The sequence below is a fragment of the Bacillus sp. NPDC094064 genome, assembly GCF_050279585.1.
In the GTDB taxonomy this organism is placed as follows: domain Bacteria; phylum Bacillota; class Bacilli; order Bacillales; family Bacillaceae_G; genus Bacillus_A.
The window spans coordinates 1-19,825 of sequence record NZ_JBNNUI010000003.1 but is presented as its reverse complement, the minus strand read 5'-3'; the positions used below and the strand labels follow the sequence as shown (position 1 = coordinate 19,825).

Sequence of the window (19,825 nt, the reverse complement as noted above, 5' to 3'; positions counted from 1 at the left end):
GAAATAAAACATGGGATATTACGACGGACCAAATTTGAATGAAGAGCATAGTGAAACGAGAGAATTGAAAAAATCAGGCAGTAAAAAAGGATATTTTTTCACAGGTTTAGTGGGAGCTGTAGTCGGGGCGGTATCGATTAGTTTTGCAGCACCTTACATGCCGTGGATGCAAAATAATGGAGCGGCAGTTTCGTCATTCAATTCTAATCAACAAGTGGAGGGTACTGTAGCTCCTGTTGTTAATAAAGTTAAGGGTGAAACTGATTTACCAGGTATGGTTGAAGGTGCAAAGGATGTTGTAGTTGGTGTAATTAATATGCAAAAGGTTGTTGATCCATTTGCAATGCAACCGACAGAACAAGAGCAAACAGCTGGTACAGGATCAGGTGTTATTTATAAAAAAGAAGGAAATAAAGCATATATTGTAACGAATAACCACGTAGTGGATGGGGCGAATAAACTTGCGGTAAAAATGAGCGACGGCAAGCAAGTTGATGCAAAATTAGTTGGTAAGGATCCTTGGTTAGACTTAGCAGTTGTAGAGATTGATGGATCTGCAGTTAATAAAGTTGCAACTTTAGGTGATTCCAGTAAACTTCGTGCTGGTGAAAAAGCAATTGCAATTGGTAACCCGTTAGGATTTGATGGTAGTGTAACGGAAGGTATCATCAGTAGTAAAGAACGTGAAATTCCAGTAGACATTGATGGAGACCAACGTCCAGACTGGCAAGCTCAAGTTATTCAAACAGATGCAGCAATTAACCCTGGTAATAGTGGTGGTGCATTGTTTAACCAAAACGGTGAATTAATTGGAATTAACTCAAGTAAGATTGCTCAACAAGAAGTTGAGGGAATTGGATTTGCCATTCCAATTAACGTTGCAAAACCAGTTATTGAATCGCTTGAAAAAGATGGTGTAGTGAAACGCCCAGCTCTTGGTGTAGGTGTTGTTTCATTAGAAGATGTGCAAGCTTATGCATTAAACCAATTAAAAGTACCAAAAGAAGTAACAAATGGTGTTGTATTAGGTAAAGTTTATCCAGTATCACCGGCAGAAAAAGCTGGTTTAGAGCAATATGATATTGTAGTGGCATTAGATGATCAAAAAGTAGAAAATTCACTTCAGTTCCGTAAATATTTATATGAAAAGAAAAAAGTAGGCGAGAAAGTAGATGTGACATTCTACCGTAACGGTCAAAAAATGACGAAATCGGCTACATTAGCAGATAATTCAGCTACAAAGAATCAATAAGATAAAACCTTAATTAGTAAGGTTGTCCGTAAATAGCGGATAAAAGAAAGTCTCTTTCATGTTGAAAGAGACTTTCTTTATCGGCTATACTAAAGGAATAGGAGGGATTAATTATGACAATTGAAAACCCAACTCGTACGGAAATTGGTGAAGTATTAAAGAAAAGCAAAACAATTGCGGTTGTTGGATTATCAGATAAGCCAGAACGTACATCGTACATGGTTTCAAAAGCAATGCAAGATGCTGGATACCGCATTATTCCAGTGAATCCAACAGTAGATGAGGTGCTTGGAGAAAAGGCGGTTTCTTCACTAAAAGATATTAAAGAACACGTTGACATTGTAAATGTATTTCGTCGCTCAGAGTTTTTAATGGACGTTGCAAAAGAGTTTGTAGAGATTGATGCAGATGTTTTTTGGGCACAATTAGGAGTACAAGATGAAGATACATATAAACTTTTAAAAGAAAAAGATTATACTGTAATAATGGATCGTTGTATTAAAGTAGAACATGCGATGACAAAATAGTGTGGATTTTAAAGATAGAAAGATTGATTCAGCCCCCGTTATAGATAAGGAGGGCCGATGGACGAGGTGTTCATCATGAGATTTTTTAAAGGCTGTTTTTGGGGATTGTTACTTGTTATCCCATTTTGGATATTGATCATTTGGATCATAATAAAGGTTTGGAATGTGTAATCTTGGAATACATATCCAATTCTCGTTGACAAACGATTATTTTTCTGAAATAGTAGCCTAGAGGAATCCTTGTGAAAAAAACAAGGATTTTTCTATTGAAAATGGTATATAAAAGAGATAAGATAACTTGCCAAAACTATAGTCGAGGCGTTATTCTATAATAGAAACATATGTTCTGATTTGATTAGGAAAGGGGCAAGGAGTTTGGCGAAGCATCAGTTCCAATATAATGAAGATGCAATTCAAGTGTTAGAAGGACTTGAAGCCGTTCGAAAACGCCCGGGTATGTATATCGGGAGTACGGATAGCCGTGGATTGCATCATTTAGTATATGAAATAGTAGATAACTCCGTTGACGAGGCGTTAGCGGGATTTGGCGACGAAATTTCTGTCGTAATACATAAAGATAATAGTATTAGTGTTATTGATAAAGGGCGAGGAATGCCTACGGGAATGCATAAACTTGGGAAACCTACACCTGAAGTTATATTAACTGTACTTCATGCTGGTGGTAAGTTTGGTCAAGGCGGCTATAAAACGAGTGGTGGTTTACACGGTGTTGGGGCATCAGTTGTAAACGCTTTGTCAGAATGGTTAGTCGTAACGATTAAGCGTGATGGAAATGTTTATGAACAACGCTTTGAAAATGGTGGTATCCCTGCAACGACGTTAGAGAAAATCGGAAAAACGAAAGAATCTGGTACAACGATGCATTTTAAACCAGATACAACGATTTTCAGTACAACGAATTACAATTATGAAACATTATGTGAAAGATTACGCGAATCAGCATTCTTATTAAAAGGAATGAAGATTTCAATAAAAGACGAACGAAATGATCTAGAAGATGTATTTCATTATGAAACAGGAATTGAAGCTTTCGTTTCATATTTAAACGAAGAAAAAGATTCCATTCATCCAGTTGTATACTTCACTGGTGAACAAAATGGGATTGAAGCAGAACTAGCATTTCAATTTAACGATGGTTACTCAGAAAACATTCTGTCGTTTGTAAATAACGTACGTACAAAAGATGGTGGAACACACGAAGCTGGATTTAAGACAGCGATGACACGTGTGTTTAATGAGTATGCTCGTAAAGTTTCGCTATTAAAAGAAAAAGATAAAAACTTAGAAGGTACAGATATTCGTGAAGGTGTAGCGGCTATCGTTTCCGTACGTGTACCAGAAGAAGTACTTCAGTTTGAAGGGCAAACGAAAGGGAAGCTAGGTACAAGTGAAGCGCGTTCTTCAATTGATGCGATTGTATCTGAGCATTTAGCATACTTTTTAGAAGAAAATCCGGATGTAGCTACTCTTCTTGTGAGAAAGGCGATTAAAGCAGCGCAAGCGCGTGAAGCTGCTCGTAAAGCAAGAGAAGAAGCACGTACTGGCAAAAAGAAAAAGAAATCAGAAGGTACGTTAAGTGGGAAATTAACACCTGCACAATCACGTAATCCACAAAAAAATGAACTGTACCTAGTAGAGGGTGACTCTGCCGGTGGTTCTGCAAAGCAAGGACGAGATCGTCGTTTCCAAGCGGTATTACCATTACGCGGTAAGGTAATTAATACAGAAAAAGCAAAACTTGCTGATATCTTTAAAAATGAAGAAATTAATACAATCATTTATGCGATTGGTGGCGGCGTAGGGAATGAATTCGATGTTGAAGATATTAACTACGATAAAGTGGTAATTATGACCGATGCCGATACAGATGGAGCTCACATTCAAGTATTGTTACTAACTTTCTTCTACAGATATATGAAACCACTTATCGAAGCTGGCAAAGTATTTATCGCACTTCCACCTTTATATAAAGTAAGTAAAGGTAAAGGGAAGAGTGAAGTAATTGAATACGCATGGTCAGATGAGGAATTAGATGGTGTAACGAAAAAGGTTGGAAAAGGCTATATGTTACAGCGCTACAAAGGGCTTGGTGAAATGAATGCGGATCAATTATGGGAAACGACAATGAATCCTGAAACGCGTACGTTAATTCGCGTGAAAATTGATGATGCAGCAAGAGCAGAGCGCCGCGTTACAACGTTAATGGGAGATAAAGTAGAACCTCGTCGTAAATGGATTGAACGCAACGTACAATTTGGTATGCAAGAAGAAGGAAATATTTTAGAAAATGAAATGATAATGGAAACGGAGGTGGAATAACATGCAAGCAGAGAAGTTTCATGACCTCCCGCTTGAAGACGTGTTAGGTGACCGCTTTGCACGTTATAGTAAATATATAATTCAAGACCGAGCACTTCCAGATGCACGTGACGGTTTAAAACCAGTACAAAGACGTATTTTATATTCTATGTATGTAGAAGGGAACGTCCATGATAAAGCGTTTCGTAAATCAGCTAAAACAGTAGGTAATGTTATCGGTAACTATCATCCGCATGGTGATTCCTCTGTATATGAGGCGATGGTACGTTTAAGCCAAACTTGGAAAGTACGTAATGTTTTAGTTGAAATGCATGGTAATAACGGTAGTGTTGATGGCGATCCAGCAGCAGCAATGCGTTATACAGAAGCCCGTTTATCACCGATCGCATCAGAGTTATTACGTGATCTTGATAAAGAAACGGTAGAATTTGTTTCAAACTTTGATGATACGAGTGAAGAACCGGTTGTATTACCAGCAATGTTCCCGAACTTATTGGTGAACGGATCAACAGGGATTTCCGCTGGTTATGCAACAGAAATTCCTCCGCATCATCTTGGAGAAGTAATTGATGCTACCATGATGCGTATTGATAAGCCGAATAGTACTGTTGATGATTTATTAACAGTTATGAAAGGGCCAGATTTCCCGACAGGTGGAATTATTCAAGGGCTTGATGGTATTAAAAAGGCGTATGAAACAGGTAAAGGTAAAATTATTATTCGCGGAAAAGCAGAAGTTGAAACGGTTCGTGGTGGGAAACAGCAAATCGTAATTACTGAGATTCCTTACGAAGTGAATAAAGCAAACCTTGTTAAGAAAATGGATGAATTACGTCTAGATAAAAAATTAGATGGAATTGCTGAAGTTCGTGACGAGACAGATCGTACAGGTCTTCGTATTGTTGTAGAATTAAAAAAAGAAGCAAATGCTGAAGGAATTTTAAATTATTTATATAAAAATACAGATTTACAAATTCCATATAACTTTAATATGGTAGCGATTAATAATCGTCGTCCAACACTTATGACGTTACCAAAAATTTTGGATGCGTATATTGGACATCAAAAAGAAGTCGTTACGAGACGTTCACAATATGAATTACGAAAAGCGGAAAATCGTCAACATATTGTAGAAGGGTTAAAGAAAGCATTATCGATTTTAGACCAAGTAATTGAGACGATTCGTGCTTCTAAAGATAAGCGCAATGCGAAAGATAATTTAAGTGCGAAATTTGGTTTTACAGAAGCGCAAGCAGAGGCAATTGTATCCTTGCAATTATATCGTTTAACGAATACAGACATTACAGCGCTAGAACAAGAGGCAGATGAGCTTAGTAAGAAAATTATAGAGCTACAGTCGATTTTACAAAGTGAGAAAAGACTACTTCAAGTAATTAAAACGGATTTAAAGAGAGTTAAGAAAACATATAGTGATGATCGCCGCGCTATTATTGAAGAACAAATTGAGGAAATTAAAATAGATGTGGAAGTGATGATTCCACAAGAAGATGTCATCGTTACTGTAACGAAAGAAGGATATGTGAAACGTACTGGATGGCGCTCGCATAATGCCTCAAATGGCAAAGACTTCGGTATGAAAGAGGGTGACATCTTACTTGAACGATTCGATACGAATACGACAGAGACAGTCCTCCTATTTACGAATAAAGGAAACTATATATATCTGCCAGTATACGAAATGCCAGATATTCGTTGGAAAGATTTAGGCCAGCACGTTGCGAATATCGTTTCACTCGACCGGGATGAAACAATTATTTGGGCAACTGTCGTACCGAATTTTGAGGAAGAAAAACGATTTATCGTATTTGTTACACGGAACGGTATGATTAAGAAGACGGAATTAAACCAATATAAAGTACAGCGCTATTCAAGAGCGTTCGTTGCTGTAAACTTGAAAAAAGAAGATGAAGTTGTAGATATATTTGCGACAGATGGAACGAGTGATATCGTTCTTGCAACGCATGGTGCATATGCACTGATTTTCCATGAAGATGAAGTAAGTCCAGTCGGTGTTAGGGCTGCTGGTGTGAAAGCAATAAATTTAAAAGAAGATGACTATGTCGCTTCTGGTAAACCGTTAAATGGTGAAAAAGATCAACTTATTCTCGTAACGCAGCGTGGTGCGGTGAAACGCCTAAAAGCATCAGAAATTGAGAAATCAACGAGGGCAAAGCGAGGACTTGTTATTTTCAAAGAGTTGAAACGTAACCCGTACCGTATTGTCGGTATTGAAATCGTTCGAGAAGATGAACTAGTTTACATGAAGACAGAGAAACACATCGTAGAAGAAATTGATCCGAAAGCGTATCGAAATAAAGACCGGTACAGTAACGGTAGTTTAGTGTTAGATGTTAATGATACTGGTGAAGTAGTAGAAACGTGGACGAAGAAAAGACCGGAATAAAGCAGAATTTTAATTAGTGTGGGGGCCTCACACTAATCGGGATAAAGGAAGCGTCTTGCTATGAATAGTAGCGAGATGCTTTTTTCTAGGCAAATTATTATGTGTATGAAAATAATCTTGTTATAATATTGAAATGAAATCGTTCTCATAAAGTTCAGCTTTAATCAGTGGAGGGCTTTGTTTCCACTAATTATTAGTTGAACCAATCGCGCTTTTACGAGCAGTTGATTCCTGATCTAATTTCTTAGCTTCCGCTGAATTTCGAGTTAGGAATCTTACTGCCCGTTAAAGCGGGACAGATGGAGGGGCAAAATATGAAAAAAATAGGTGTAGGGATTGTTGGATTTGGTTTTTCTAGTACAACGTTTCATATCCCATTATTACAAACGATAAAAGAATATGATATTCGTGCTGTATTATCCTCAAAAGAAGAAGTAGTAAAAGAAACGTTACCAAGCGTCAATGTCGTCAGTACAATTGATGAATTAGTAAAGCAAGAGGATGTTGATTTAGTCGTCATTACTTCACCGAACACAACTCATTTTCCATATGTAAAAGAAGCGATTTTACATGGTAAGCATGTTGTTGTGGAGAAACCATTTGTTGTTTCAATCGAAGAAGGGGAAGAACTTATCGCATTAGCAAAGCAGCATAGTGTCGTATTGAGTGTATATCATAATCGCCGTTTTGATAATGATTTCTTAACGATAAAGAAATTATTAGAAGAAAATAGAGTAGGAAATGTATACGCATATGAAGCGCATTTTGATCGTTTCCGCCCTAATGTACGTGATCGCTGGAGAGAAAAGAATTTACCAGGTTCAGGTATATTGTATGATTTAGGTTCGCATTTAATTGACCAGGCATTATCGTTATTTGGGAAACCAGATGCGATAAGTGCAGATGTAATCAAACAACGACCAGGTGCAGAGGTTGATGATTATTTCCACGTTGTACTTCATTATGGAGTGAAGCGTGTTATTTTACATAGTAGCAGTTACGTGAAACAAGCAGGACCGCATTTTACATTACATGGAGACAAAGGTTCTATTGTGAAATATGGTATGGATTCACAAGAAGAGCAGTTGAAAAGTGGAATGAAGCCGGGCGATAACGGTTATGGAGCAGACGCTGAAGAGAATTTTGCTACTTTAGATACGGAAGAAAAGCTAGAGCGTATTCCGACAGAAGTAGGCTGTTATGACATGTATTATAAAGGTGTAAGAGATAGTATTGTAAGTGGTGAGAAATTACCTGTGACAGCACAAGAAGGTTTAGATGTTATTAAACTGATTCAATTAGCGATTGAAAGTAGTGAAACGGGTAGAGTCATTTCGGTAAAATAAAAAAGACACGAATTTCGTGTCTTTTTTATTAGGAATGTGCGACTATGACTAATTATTTAATTTAATCGTTTGTCATACATTAACTGGATTTGTATGCCGTAAGGATCTTCAATAATCCCATACGCTTCACTAAATATATTTTTTTCTAGCGGAGAGATTATTTTCACATGCGTATCGGAAATTAAATTATTATAAAACCTTTGTATTTCTTCTAAATTAGCACTTTGAATGCAAAGTGACATGTTATTTCCAACGTTATAACGTTCAGTAGGCTTCATTGTATCTTCTGCTATCATTAGCTTTGTATTCCCAATTTGTAAAACAGAGTGAGCAATATGTTCTTTATTTTCACTTGTAATTTTAAAAGAACTATCTCTTTTGGCCAGTTCTTCATACGTAACAATCATTAACTTCTTGGCTTCTAAATTACGTGTATAAAAATTAATTGCCTCCTTTGCTTGCCCATTCATTGAAAGAAAAATAGCTATTTCTAATGTCATAAATATAACTCCTTTATTAGTTAATAATTATAATATAGACTAAAAAGGTTTCAATACATGACACCTTTTTGGGAGGGAAATATGAAAAAAACGGAACGAATAAATGATATGCTTATTTTCTTAAATAATAAAAGATATTTTAATTTAAAAGACTTAATGGCTAGATATACTATTTCTAAAAGTACTGCTTTGCGCGATATTCAATCATTGGAAGAAATAGGGGTACCAATATATTCTGAACTAGGCAGAAATGGAAGTTATAAAATTATAGAAAATAGTGTATTATCACCAATTTATTTTAGTGTGGATGAAATGTATGCATTGTACTTCTCGATTCTTACATTAAATGGATACAAGACAAAACCATTCAATATAGAAAGTATTGCGCTTGAAAATAAATTTAAAAATGTATTACCTGATGATGTGCGTAAAAACATTTCAATTATGGAACGAACGCTTTCTTTTGAAGTAACAAATCATAGTAATTTTAGTCCGTTCTTAAAAGAAATTTTACAGGGGATTTTTGCTGAGCGAGTGTATCATTTAACATATTTAAAAAAAGATGAGGAGAAAGCACTGGTCGCACAATTTATTCGAATCGAATCTAAATTTGGCCAGTGGTATGCTAAAATTTTTAATTTTGGGACAAATAGTGTTCAAATAATTAGATGCGATAAAATTCTTTCTATTGTGGAAACAAGCAATGTTAATCCAAAAAAGCTTGAAGAATTATTAAGTTATCTTACTACTTTTCACAGAAAGCCTGATGCAATTGATTTTAGTGTCATTGTTAATCAAAAAGGAAAAGACATTTTCGATAAAGAAAATTATCCTTCCATGAAGATACAAAAAGAAAATGAAAATTACATTATAACAGGCTATTTTAATAAACAAGAAGTCGATTTTATTTCGAACTATTTTCTGAATTTAGGTGAAACGATTATCTCAATTCAGCCTGTTATGCTAAAAGAGTTAATCTATAATAAGGTATTATCTATAAAGCAACATTTAACTTCTTTAAGATAAAGTTAGTTTTAGTCATCTTTTCATATGAAAAAGCCCTTGAGATTTAAATATCCAAAGGGCTTTTTGGTGATTTTATTTGTTTTTTAGAAAAAATTATTTTTCTGGGACGGACAGTCCATAAAAGAACATCGTTACAATATCTTGTATATGTTTTTCGCGATTTTCTTCAAGAAGTTTTGCTCCAAAATCATCACCTAATTTTGTAAACATTTGAATGTAAAGTAACATCATTTCTTTTGAAAGGTTTGGATTAATTTCATTTTTACGTTGTGCGCGTTCTAAAATTTCTAAATACCACGGTAAGATTTTTTCGTTTTGATAACGATAAATAAATTCTCGGAGTGCTTCGTCTTTTTGCATCATTTGTAGCAACATATCGGGTTGAAATAAACCGCCAGTATTCATTTTTCTAATGATCATCTTTTGCATCATTTCATGAAAAGGCTGATCTTCATCTGCTAACGCTTTATAGTATTGGAATTCATTTTCTACAAATTCTTGTATAAGCTCTCTAAATAAAGCATCTTTACTTCCGAAATGATTATAAATTGTAACTTGAGAAACGTTTGCTTTTTTTGCAATATGTTCTATTTTCACTTCATTAAATCCACGTTCTGAAAATAATATGAAGGCTGCTTCTTTAATGGCACGTTTTTTCTTTTCTTTCACTTTTTCAAAGCCGTTCAATACAATCACCTCAATTAAAATATACAAGAAAATGTAGGTGAAAACAATATTTTTGAAATATGGACATATAAATATTTCAAAAAGTTGTTGCGAATATGAAAGATGAGGAGTACAATGATTTTGAAATATCATATATTAAATATTTCAAAAAATGAGGTGGACTTATGATTTCAGTTCAAAATGTCACAAAACAGTTTTCGAATGGGAAAGGTTTGTTTCATATTACATTTGATGTAAAAGAAGGAGAAGTATTCGGTTACTTAGGACCGAATGGTGCTGGGAAATCTACAACGATTCGTAATTTAATGGGATTTATAAAACCGACAGCTGGGAAATCATCAATTTTCGGATTAGATTGCTGGGATGATGCAGCGAAAATTCAAAGAGAAGTTGGCTATCTACCAGGTGAAATTTCTTTTATTGAAGGAATGAATGGATTAGAGTTTCTAAATTTAATGCAAGGAATGCGCGGGTTAAAGGATAAGAAAAGACGAGATGAACTAATAGAACGTCTGCAATTCGATGTGAAAACACCGATTCGAAAAATGTCTAAAGGAATGAAGCAAAAAGTAGGGATCGTCGCTGCTTTTATGCACGATCCAGAGGTTTTAATATTAGATGAACCAACATCAGGACTTGACCCACTAATGCAGCAAGTATTTATAGATTTAATATTAGAGGAAAAGCAAAAAGGAAAAACAATCCTTATGTCGTCGCATATTTTCACTGAAATTGAGCGTACGTGTGATCGAGTAGCGATTATTAAAGATGGTCGCCTTGTAACGGTTGAAAATATTCATGATCTACAAGGAATGAGACGACAAGTGATAGATGTAACCGTATCATCTGAGGAAGAGATTGAATCTCTTACACAATGTGATTTGCAATTTGAAGCGGTGAAAGGTAGAGAGGCGTCGATAATTGTACAAGGAAACTATCAAACTGTTTTACAAATACTATCAAACTATAATGTAACGGCACTTCAAACGAGAGCAACGGATTTAGAACATTTATTTATGCATTATTACGATAAGAAAGAAGGGGTAAAGCATGAATAAGCAATTGTTTTTAGCTAGTTTGAAAGAAACGCAAAAAAGTATTTTTAGTTATGCAGCTGGTGCAGCTCTTTATTTATGGTTGTTAATTTGGATATTCCCTTCAATGGTATCAGCGAAAGGATTAAATGAATTAATAAGTGCTATGCCTGATAGTGTGAAAAAAATTGTTGGCATGGAAAGTCCGATTCAAAACGTAATGGATTTTTTAGCTGGTGAATACTATAGCCTATTGTTTATTATCATTTTAACGATTTTTTGCGTAACAGTTGCAACGCATTTAATTGCTCGTCATGTAGATAAAGGAGCGATGGCATACTTGTTAGCGACGCCTATATCTAGAGTGAGAATTGCCATTACGCAAGCTGCTGTTCTCATATTAGGACTGCTAATTATTGTATTTGTTACGTATGTAGCGGGTATAGTAGGTGCAGAATGGTTTTTAAAAGATAATAACTTAAATAAAGAATTATTTTTAAAAATAAACGCAGTCGGTGGGCTCATATTTTTAGTAGTTAGTGCATATTCATTTTTCTTTTCTTGTATATGTAATGATGAAAGAAAGGCACTAAGTTATTCAGCAAGTTTAACAATTTTATTTTTCGTATTAGATATGGTAGGCAAATTAAGCGATAAGTTAGAGTGGATGAGAAGTCTGTCATTATTTACGCTGTTTCGTCCGAAAGAAATTGCTGATGGAACGTATAATATATGGCCAGTAAGTATAGGTTTAACTGTTGGAGCACTCTGTATCTTTATACTAGCAATTGTGGTATTTAGGAAGAGAGATTTACCGTTATAAAGTAGAAAGTCCACCGAAAAGGTGGACTTTTTTGTTTAATAGTATATCTTTTATGATTAATTGTTATATACTATTTTAAAATTATGTATAATAGTGTAACATAATAAAGGGGATTCAACTTAATTAGCAAGGGGGCTATTATATAAAATAAATGATTGTCATTGATTGAAATAGTATGAGAGAAATGAAAGAAACAGGGGAGTATTGAAAATGAAAATTGTAAAGAATTTAACATTCCAAGTTATTGTGGCAATCATTTGTGGTATTGCAGTAGGAGCGATTTGGCCTAGTGTCGGACAACAAATGAAACCAATTGGTGAGACGTTTATTAATATGATTAAAATGGTCATTGCACCAATTATCTTTTTAACAATTGTGCTTGGTATTGCAAGTATGGGAAGTATGAAAAAGGTAGGACGTGTTGGTGGGAAAGCATTATTGTATTTTGAGATTGTTACAACTTTTGCTCTTATCATTGGTATTATCGTAGCGAATGTCGTACGTCCTGGAGATGGATTAGATCCTTCAAAATTAAAGGGTGGAGATGTTTCGCAATATGTCCAAAGTGGGCAAGAAATGCAATGGATGGACTTCTTTTTACATATTGTGCCTTCCAACATGTTCGAGGCATTTGCAAAAGGTGATATATTACAAGTATTATTCTTCTCCATTTTATTTGGCGCAGGTTTAACGATGCTTGGAAAAAACGGACAACCTGTTATCGATTTTTTTGATAGATTGTCGAAAGTGTTCTTCAACATATTATCAATTGTTATGAAATTGGCACCAGTTGGGGCTTTTGGGGGAATGGCTTTTACAATTGGGAAATATGGTATAAGTACTTTAATACCACTAGGTAAATTAATGATTTGTGTATATGCAACAATGGCATTATTTGTTTTTATCGTCTTAAATTTTATTTGTAAACTTTATAAATTTAGCTTGTGGAAATATTTAGTGCATATTAAAGAAGAATTACTCATTGTTCTTGGTACATCATCATCGGAATCTGTACTGCCGCGTATGATGACAAAGATGGAAGACTTCGGGTGTTCAAAGCCAGTAGTGGGCTTAGTTATTCCAACGGGTTACTCTTTTAACTTAGATGGAACGTCAATTTATTTATCGATGGCAACTATATTTTTAGCGCAAGTTTTTCATATTGATCTTTCACTAGGTCAACAATTAACTATAATAGCTATTTTACTAGTTACATCGAAAGGAGCAGCAGCGGTAACAGGTGGAGGGTTTATCGTATTAGCATCTACTTTATCTGCACTTAATGTTATCCCGTTAGAAGGGTTAGCACTTTTACTTGGTGTTGATCGTTTCATGTCAGAGGCAAGAGCAATCGTTAATTTAATTGGTAACGGTGTTGCAACTGTAGTTGTTGCAAAAAGTGAAAATGAATTCAATGATGAGAAGTATACGAGAGTAGTAGAGGAAATGAAAAGAGAGAAAATGGCCGGATAAAAAGTCAGCATTGCTGACTTTTTTATTTTTGTAGAAAAGGAGTTTCTAAAAATATACATTATTTATTAACAATACCTTATAGAGGTTTAATCTATAAATATAATAAATACTATTAAAATGGTACATTTGTATGGATGGGAAATAGAATGTGAATATTCTATGGAATTTTTATGAATATTACTGTAAGAAAATAATTTTTTAAAAATTTTTAATAATAATACTTTACAAAATTCAAAAAATTAGTAGAATAAGAATTAGTAAGAATCGTCTGATAAATATATAAAGAAAAACAGAATTATCAGAAAATTCTTGAATAGATATCGTTTAGAATTAGGGAGGGTACAGAAAATGAAAAAGAAACAAATGAAAAAACTAACAGCAGTTGTAGCACCGGTTTTAGCAATGAGCATGGCGTTAACAGCATGTTCTACATCAGGTGGAGATAAGAAGACAAGCACAAATTCTAGCTCTAGTGGAGATAGTAATTCAGGAGAAAAATTAGCAGCGAAACAAGTATTGAATCGAACAGTAACACAAGAGATTCCAACGATGGATTCTTCTAAATCAACGGATACAGTATCTTCACAAATGCTTGGGAATACGATGGAAGGTTTATATCGTCTAGATAAAGACAATAAGCCAATTCCAGCGGCTGCAGAATCTAGCACGAAAAGTGAAGATGGTAAAAAATATACGTTCAAACTACGTAAAGATGCAAAGTGGTCAAATGGAGATCCAGTAACTGCGAAAGATTTCGTATATGCTTGGCAACGTCTATTAGATCCAAAAACGGCTGCTGAGTATGCATTTATCGCATTCCCGATTAAAAACGCAGAAGTTGTTAATAAAGGAGAAAAACCTGTAACTGAATTAGGCGTGAAGGCAGTAGATGATCTTACGCTTGAAGTTGAGTTAGAGCAAGCGGTACCGTACTTCTTAAACTTAGTAGCATTCCCATCATACTATCCATTAAATGAAAAGTTCGTAAAAGAAAAGGGCGAGAAGTTCGGTTTAGAGTCTGATACAACAGTTTATAATGGACCATTCGTTCTTAAAGATTGGAAGCATGAACAAGGATGGCAATTAAAGAAAAATGATCAATATTGGGATAAAAAGACTGTAAAACTTGAAGAAGTAAACTTTAGTGTTGTTAAAGAGGCTGCGACTTTAGTCAATCTATATGATAGCGGTCAAGTTGACTTTGCTTTATTAAATGGAGAGTTCGTTGATAAATACAGAAGTAAAAAAGATGAATTTGGAACATATTCACAAGTGAGTACGTATTTCATTCGTATGAACCAAAAACGTGATGGACAAGATACGCCATTAAAGAGCAAAAAATTACGTGAAGCAATTGCACTATCAATTGATAAAAAGAATTTAGCAAACGTAATTTTAAATGATGGATCAAAAGAAATTGACTCTTTAGTACCAAAAGGCTTAGCAACTGGACCGGACGGTAAAGACTTCCAAGAAACATTTAAAAATGGTTTGAAACCAAATGAGAAAAAAGCTGCTGCAGCTTGGGAAGAAGCGAAAAAAGAGCTTGGGAAAGATGAAATTACAATTGAATTCTTAAACTACGATACTGGTAATGCGAAAAAAGTTGGAGAATATATTAAGGACCAGATTGAGAAAAACTTAAAAGGTGTAACAGTTAACATTAAACTTCAACCATTTAAGCAAAAACTAAAATTAGAGTCTGAGCAACAGTATGATATTTCGTATGGTGGTTGGAACCCAGATTATGCAGATCCAATGACGTTCTTAGATATGTTTGAGTCTAAGCATTCTCACAACCAAATGAGCTTCTCTGATCCTAAATATGATGAAATGGTGAAGAAGGCTGGAACTGAATTAATGAATGATTCGAAAAAACGTTGGGAAGAGTTAGGGAAAGCTGAAAAAACATTACTTGAAGAGGATGTAGCGATTGTACCTTTATATCAACGTGGAGATTCTTATGTTTTACAACCAAATGTAAAAGGTGTAGTAAAACATAATATCAGTCCAGAATTTAGCTTTAAATGGGCATATGTAACTGAAAAATAATAGAGATTCAAAAGCATTTCAAAGTGGCTAAGCTACTTTGAAATGCTTTTTTTAGTGAGCTTAAAATATTAATTTTTAGTGCAGTTAAATAGAGAAGAATAAGGCATATAGTATGTACATATAGTAGATGGGGGATAAATCATACTAAATTACGAATAAAGAAATCAGAATATTTAAAATAAAACTATTTACAAACGCGAAAAAAAGAGTAGAATAACATTAGTTCTAATTTTCTGAAAAATAAAAGTTAGCTAGGGTCTCTCAAGGGTTGGTAATGTACATATAATTAGGGAGGATACAAAAATGAAGAGAAAAAAGATGAAAAAATTAACAGCAGTTGTAGTACCAGTTTTAGCGATGAGTATGGCATTGACAGCATGCTCTGGATCAGGTGGGGAAAAGAAAACGAATACTACATCTAATAGTGGGGAAGAAAAACAATCTGATATTAAATATGCAGCGAAACAAGTATTAAATCGTACAGAAAATCAAGAAATTCCGACGATGGACACTTCTAAATCTACTGATACGTTAGGTGCACAAATTTTAGGAAACACGATGGAAGGATTATATCGTCTTGATAAAGATAATAAGCCAATTCCTGCTGCGGCAGAATCTAGTACGAAAAGCGAAGATGGCAAAAAATATACATTTAAACTACGGAAAGATGCGAAATGGTCGAATGGTGATCCTGTAACAGCAAAAGATTTCGTATATGGATGGCAGCGCTTACTTGATAAGAATACAGCTGCAGAATATGCGTTTATTGCCTATTATATTAAAAATGCAGAGGCGATTAATAAAGGTGAAAAACCTGTAACGGAATTAGGAGCAAAAGCGGTAGATGATTATACATTAGAAGTAGAATTAGAAAAGCCAGTGCCATATTTCTTAAACTTATTAGCATTCCCGTCATACTATCCGTTAAATGAAAAGTTCGTAAAAGAAAAAGGAGATAAGTTCGGTTTAGAAGCAGATACAACGGTGTATAATGGACCATTCGTTATGTCTTCATGGAAACATGAGCAAGGATGGCAGCTTAAGAAAAATGATAAGTATTGGGATAAGAAGACTGTGAAATTAGAAGAAATTAATTATAGCGTTGTAAAAGAAGTTGCTACGAAAGTGAATTTATATGATACAGGATCGATCGACTTTACATTACTATCAGGAGAATTTGTAGATAAATATAAATCGAACAAAGATGAATACGGTGAGTATGCAGAATCAAGCACATTCTTCTTACGTTTAAATCAAAAACGTAACGGACAAGATACACCATTAAAGAGCAAAAAGCTTCGTGAAGCAATTGCATTATCAGTTGATAAAAAAGGATTGGCAAACGTTATATTAAATAATGGATCAAAAGCAACGGATCAATTGGTTCCGAAAGGGCTTGCGACGGGACCTGACGGTAAAGATTACCAAGATACGTTTAAAAATGGTCTGAAACAAGATACGAAAAAAGCAGCAGCTGCATGGGAAGAAGCGAAAAAGGAACTTGGAAAAGATCAAGTTACAATTGAATTACTAAGCTATGATGATGGAACTGCGAAAAAGATTGCTGATTATGTTAAAGATCAAATTGAGAAAAATTTAAAAGGTGTAACGATTAATACGAAAATTCAGCCGTTCAAACAAAAGTTAAAATTAGAGTCAGCGCAAGATTATGAAATCTCTTATGCAGGTTGGAGCCCAGACTATGCGGATCCAATGACATTTATTGATATGTTTGAATCGAAGAGCCCATATAACCAAATGAGTTATTCAAACCCGAAATACGATGAGATGGTACAGAAAGCAGGTAATGAATTACTGTCTGATCCGAAGAAACGTTGGGAAACGTTAGGAAAAGCAGAAAAATTATTCCTTGAAGAAGATGCTGGATTAGTTCCTTTATATCAAACGGGAAGATCATATGTAATGAAACCGAATGTAAAAGGAATTGTGAAACACAACATCAGTCCAGAATATAGCTTTAAGTGGGCGTATGTAACTGAGGATGGCGGGAAAAAATAATGTGAAAGCATTTCAAAAGTGGCTGAGCTGCTTTTGAAATGCTTTTTTAGTATGTATAAGAGGAATGCGCATCATTGTAGAAAGCGCTGTTAAAATGCCGCTATAGTATATTAGAAGGAATTTAGAAATCGATTAGATGAGTGGTAAGCAGAGGTTAAACATTAATAAGACAAATATAGAAGAATAAGAGTAGATAGGTGTACATATAGTAGATGGGGAATAATTCGTACAGTAATAATAGTAAAATAACAAGTTTCTATTATTGAAAAAGTTAAAAAATTTAGAAATTTTACAAAACTACTTTACAAAATGCGAAAAAATAGTAGAATATTAATTAATAAGAATTTTCTGATAACGAAAGTTACTAGAGAACTTCTAAATGTTAATATCGTACATATAATTGGGGAGGGTACAAGAAAATGAAGAGAAAAAAGATGAAAAAATTTACAGCGGTCGTAGCACCAGTTTTAGTAATGAGTATGGCATTAACAGCTTGCTCTGGATCAGGGGAAAAAGAAAAGGCAAGCACAACACCGAAAAGCGGTGAAAAAGAAGGCGGAAAATTAGCAGCGAAGCAAGTACTGAATTTAACAGAAAGCCAAGAGATTCCATCTATGGATTCTTCAAAAGCGACAGACCAAGTATCGTTTCTTGCTTTAAACAACGTAATGGAAGGTTTATATCGACTTGATAAAGATAATAAAGCAACACCAGGGGTTGCTGAATCATATAAAAAGAGTGACGATGGTAAAAAGTATACATTTACATTAAATAAAAATGCGAAATGGTCAAATGGAGAACCTGTAACAGCGAAGGATTTCGTATTCTCTTGGAAACGTGCGGTAGATAAAAATACAGCAGCGGAATATGCATACATTATGTTTGATATAAAGAATGCAAAAGCAATTAATGATGGAAAAGCACCACTGGATACGTTAGGTGTAAAAGCTGTAGATGACTACACACTAGAGGTAGAATTAGAAAATCCAGTTCCTTACTTTGTAGAATTAACTTCATTCGGAACATTCTATCCGTTAAATGAAAAATTCGTAAAAGAAAAAGGAGAAAAATACGGTTTAGAATCAGATACAACGTTATACAACGGACCATTTACATTAACAGACTGGAAACATGAAGAAGGTTGGAAATTAAAGAAAAATGCACAATACTGGGATAATAAAACAGTTAAGTTAGAAGAAATCAACTTTAACGTAGTAAAAGATAGCGGTACACGAGTTAACTTATATGAAAGTGGGCAAATCGATCGTACTGGACTTACGTCTGAAATGGTTGATAAATATAAATCAAATCCAGACTTCTTTACACAAAAAACACCATCAACGTACTTCTTACGTTTAAACCAAAAACGTGGTGGTCATGACACAGCGTTAAAGAGTAAAGATTTACGTTTAGCGATTGCGATGGCGTACGATAAAAAAGGCTTAACGAATGTTATTTTAAATGACGGATCTACACCAGCTGATTACTTAGTGCCAAAAGAATTTGCGAAGAGTCCAGATGGAAAAGACTTCCGTAAAGATAACGGTGATATTTTAAAAACAGATGTGAAAAAGGCAAAAGAACATTGGGAAAAAGCGAAAAAAGAGCTTGGAAAAGAGCAAGTAACGATTGAGCTATTAAACTATGATAGCGATAATGCGAAAAAAGTAGGAGAGTTCTTAAAAGGTGAGCTTGAGAAAAACTTACCGGGCTTAACAGTGAATTTGAAAAATCAGCCGTTTAAACAAAAATTAAAATTAGAATCAGAACAAGATTATGATTTATCTTACGCTGGTTGGGGACCTGACTACTTAGATCCAATGACATTCATTGATATGTTCGTTACAAATGGTCCTCATAACCAAACTGGATACTCAAATCCGAAATATGATGAAATTGTAGAAAAAGGTAAAGGCGAGCTATTAACGAAAACGAAAGAGCGTTGGGATAGCTTACTGAAAGCTGAGAAAATGCTACTTGAAGATGCTGCAATTGCACCATTATACCAACGTGGTGATGCTCTCGTTCAAAGACCGAAAGTAAAAGGTATTGTTCACCATCCAGTTGGTGGAGATTACAGCTACAAATGGGCATATATCGGTGATGAAAAATAAGATGAAGGGCGCACATGATGCGCCCTTTTTTTATGCACTTTTCTTCTTTCCACGAATATATAAAATAAAAAAGGGTAATTAACTGTTATGATTTATTTAACCAATTATAACCAAAGTTAATTAAATATATCAGTAAGCCCTGCTAGTCAAGTGATTGGCTAGTAGTGAGGGTTAACTGCGGGCAATCCCTAAAGCTGATTGAACTAC

14 protein-coding genes are annotated in these 19,825 nt (G+C 34.7%); 12 read left to right on the top strand and 2 right to left on the bottom strand.

Features of this window, described 5'->3' with window-relative positions:
- The first annotated feature begins 10 nt into the window (after positions 1–10).
- The 5 genes from ACQKNI_RS07880 (at position 11) to ACQKNI_RS07860 (ending at position 7,890) form a co-directional block, all read left to right on the top strand.
- A complete protein-coding gene (locus ACQKNI_RS07880; RefSeq protein WP_088233201.1) occupies positions 11–1,252 on the top strand; it encodes a S1C family serine protease in 1,242 nt (413 codons plus the stop codon).
- 113 nt (positions 1,253–1,365) lie between these two features.
- Positions 1,366–1,779 (top strand): CoA-binding protein, encoded by a 414-nt coding sequence (locus ACQKNI_RS07875; RefSeq protein WP_000151390.1) that lies wholly within the window; start codon positions 1,366–1,368, stop codon positions 1,777–1,779.
- Between the two features lie 375 nt (positions 1,780–2,154).
- Positions 2,155–4,119, top strand: coding sequence for a DNA topoisomerase IV subunit B (gene parE, locus ACQKNI_RS07870; RefSeq protein WP_088233203.1), 1,965 nt, complete (start codon positions 2,155–2,157; stop codon positions 4,117–4,119).
- A gap of 1 nt (position 4,120) precedes the next feature.
- Complete coding sequence (gene parC / locus ACQKNI_RS07865; RefSeq protein ID WP_088233204.1) at positions 4,121–6,544, top strand: DNA topoisomerase IV subunit A; 2,424 nt, start codon at positions 4,121–4,123, stop codon at positions 6,542–6,544.
- Positions 6,545–6,858: 314 nt separating this feature from the next.
- Positions 6,859–7,890 carry an oxidoreductase gene (locus tag ACQKNI_RS07860; protein ID WP_098945715.1) on the top strand — a complete coding sequence of 344 codons (1,032 nt, stop codon included), beginning with the start codon at positions 6,859–6,861 and terminating at the stop codon, positions 7,888–7,890.
- 56 nt (positions 7,891–7,946) lie between these two features.
- Here the strand turns inward: ACQKNI_RS07860 and ACQKNI_RS07855 are convergent, their stop codons facing one another.
- Complete coding sequence (locus tag ACQKNI_RS07855; protein ID WP_098252611.1) at positions 7,947–8,390, bottom strand: VOC family protein; 444 nt, start codon at positions 8,388–8,390, stop codon at positions 7,947–7,949.
- A 57-nt stretch (positions 8,391–8,447) separates the two neighbouring features.
- On the opposite strand from ACQKNI_RS07855, the gene ACQKNI_RS07850 reads away from it, so the two are divergent.
- Complete coding sequence (locus tag ACQKNI_RS07850) at positions 8,448–9,416, top strand: helix-turn-helix transcriptional regulator (protein WP_098945714.1); 969 nt, start codon at positions 8,448–8,450, stop codon at positions 9,414–9,416.
- Positions 9,417–9,509: 93 nt separating this feature from the next.
- Here ACQKNI_RS07850 and ACQKNI_RS07845 read toward each other — a convergent pair whose 3' ends face one another.
- Positions 9,510–10,103 carry a TetR/AcrR family transcriptional regulator gene (locus tag ACQKNI_RS07845; RefSeq protein ID WP_088233208.1) on the bottom strand — a complete coding sequence of 198 codons (594 nt, stop codon included), beginning with the start codon at positions 10,101–10,103 and terminating at the stop codon, positions 9,510–9,512.
- A 164-nt stretch (positions 10,104–10,267) separates the two neighbouring features.
- Here ACQKNI_RS07845 and ACQKNI_RS07840 point away from each other — a divergent pair, with 164 nt between their 5' ends.
- From ACQKNI_RS07840 to ACQKNI_RS07815, 6 genes are all read left to right on the top strand, one after another.
- Entirely contained in the window at positions 10,268–11,161 is an 894-nt protein-coding gene (locus ACQKNI_RS07840) for an ABC transporter ATP-binding protein (RefSeq protein ID WP_088233209.1), read from the top strand.
- Positions 11,154–11,960 carry an ABC transporter permease subunit gene (locus tag ACQKNI_RS07835; RefSeq protein WP_098252614.1) on the top strand — a complete coding sequence of 269 codons (807 nt, stop codon included), beginning with the start codon at positions 11,154–11,156 and terminating at the stop codon, positions 11,958–11,960. The genes ACQKNI_RS07840 and ACQKNI_RS07835 overlap by 8 nt, the downstream gene beginning before the upstream one ends.
- A gap of 210 nt (positions 11,961–12,170) precedes the next feature.
- Complete coding sequence (locus ACQKNI_RS07830) at positions 12,171–13,433, top strand: dicarboxylate/amino acid:cation symporter (RefSeq protein WP_088233211.1); 1,263 nt, start codon at positions 12,171–12,173, stop codon at positions 13,431–13,433.
- Positions 13,434–13,781: 348 nt separating this feature from the next.
- Positions 13,782–15,485 (top strand): peptide ABC transporter substrate-binding protein, encoded by a 1,704-nt coding sequence (locus ACQKNI_RS07825; RefSeq protein WP_088233212.1) that lies wholly within the window; start codon positions 13,782–13,784, stop codon positions 15,483–15,485.
- Positions 15,486–15,788: 303 nt separating this feature from the next.
- Entirely contained in the window at positions 15,789–17,504 is a 1,716-nt protein-coding gene (locus ACQKNI_RS07820) for a peptide ABC transporter substrate-binding protein (protein WP_140417536.1), read from the top strand.
- A 419-nt stretch (positions 17,505–17,923) separates the two neighbouring features.
- Positions 17,924–19,618, top strand: coding sequence for a peptide ABC transporter substrate-binding protein (locus tag ACQKNI_RS07815; protein WP_427282301.1), 1,695 nt, complete (start codon positions 17,924–17,926; stop codon positions 19,616–19,618).
- Positions 19,619–19,825 lie beyond the last annotated feature (207 nt).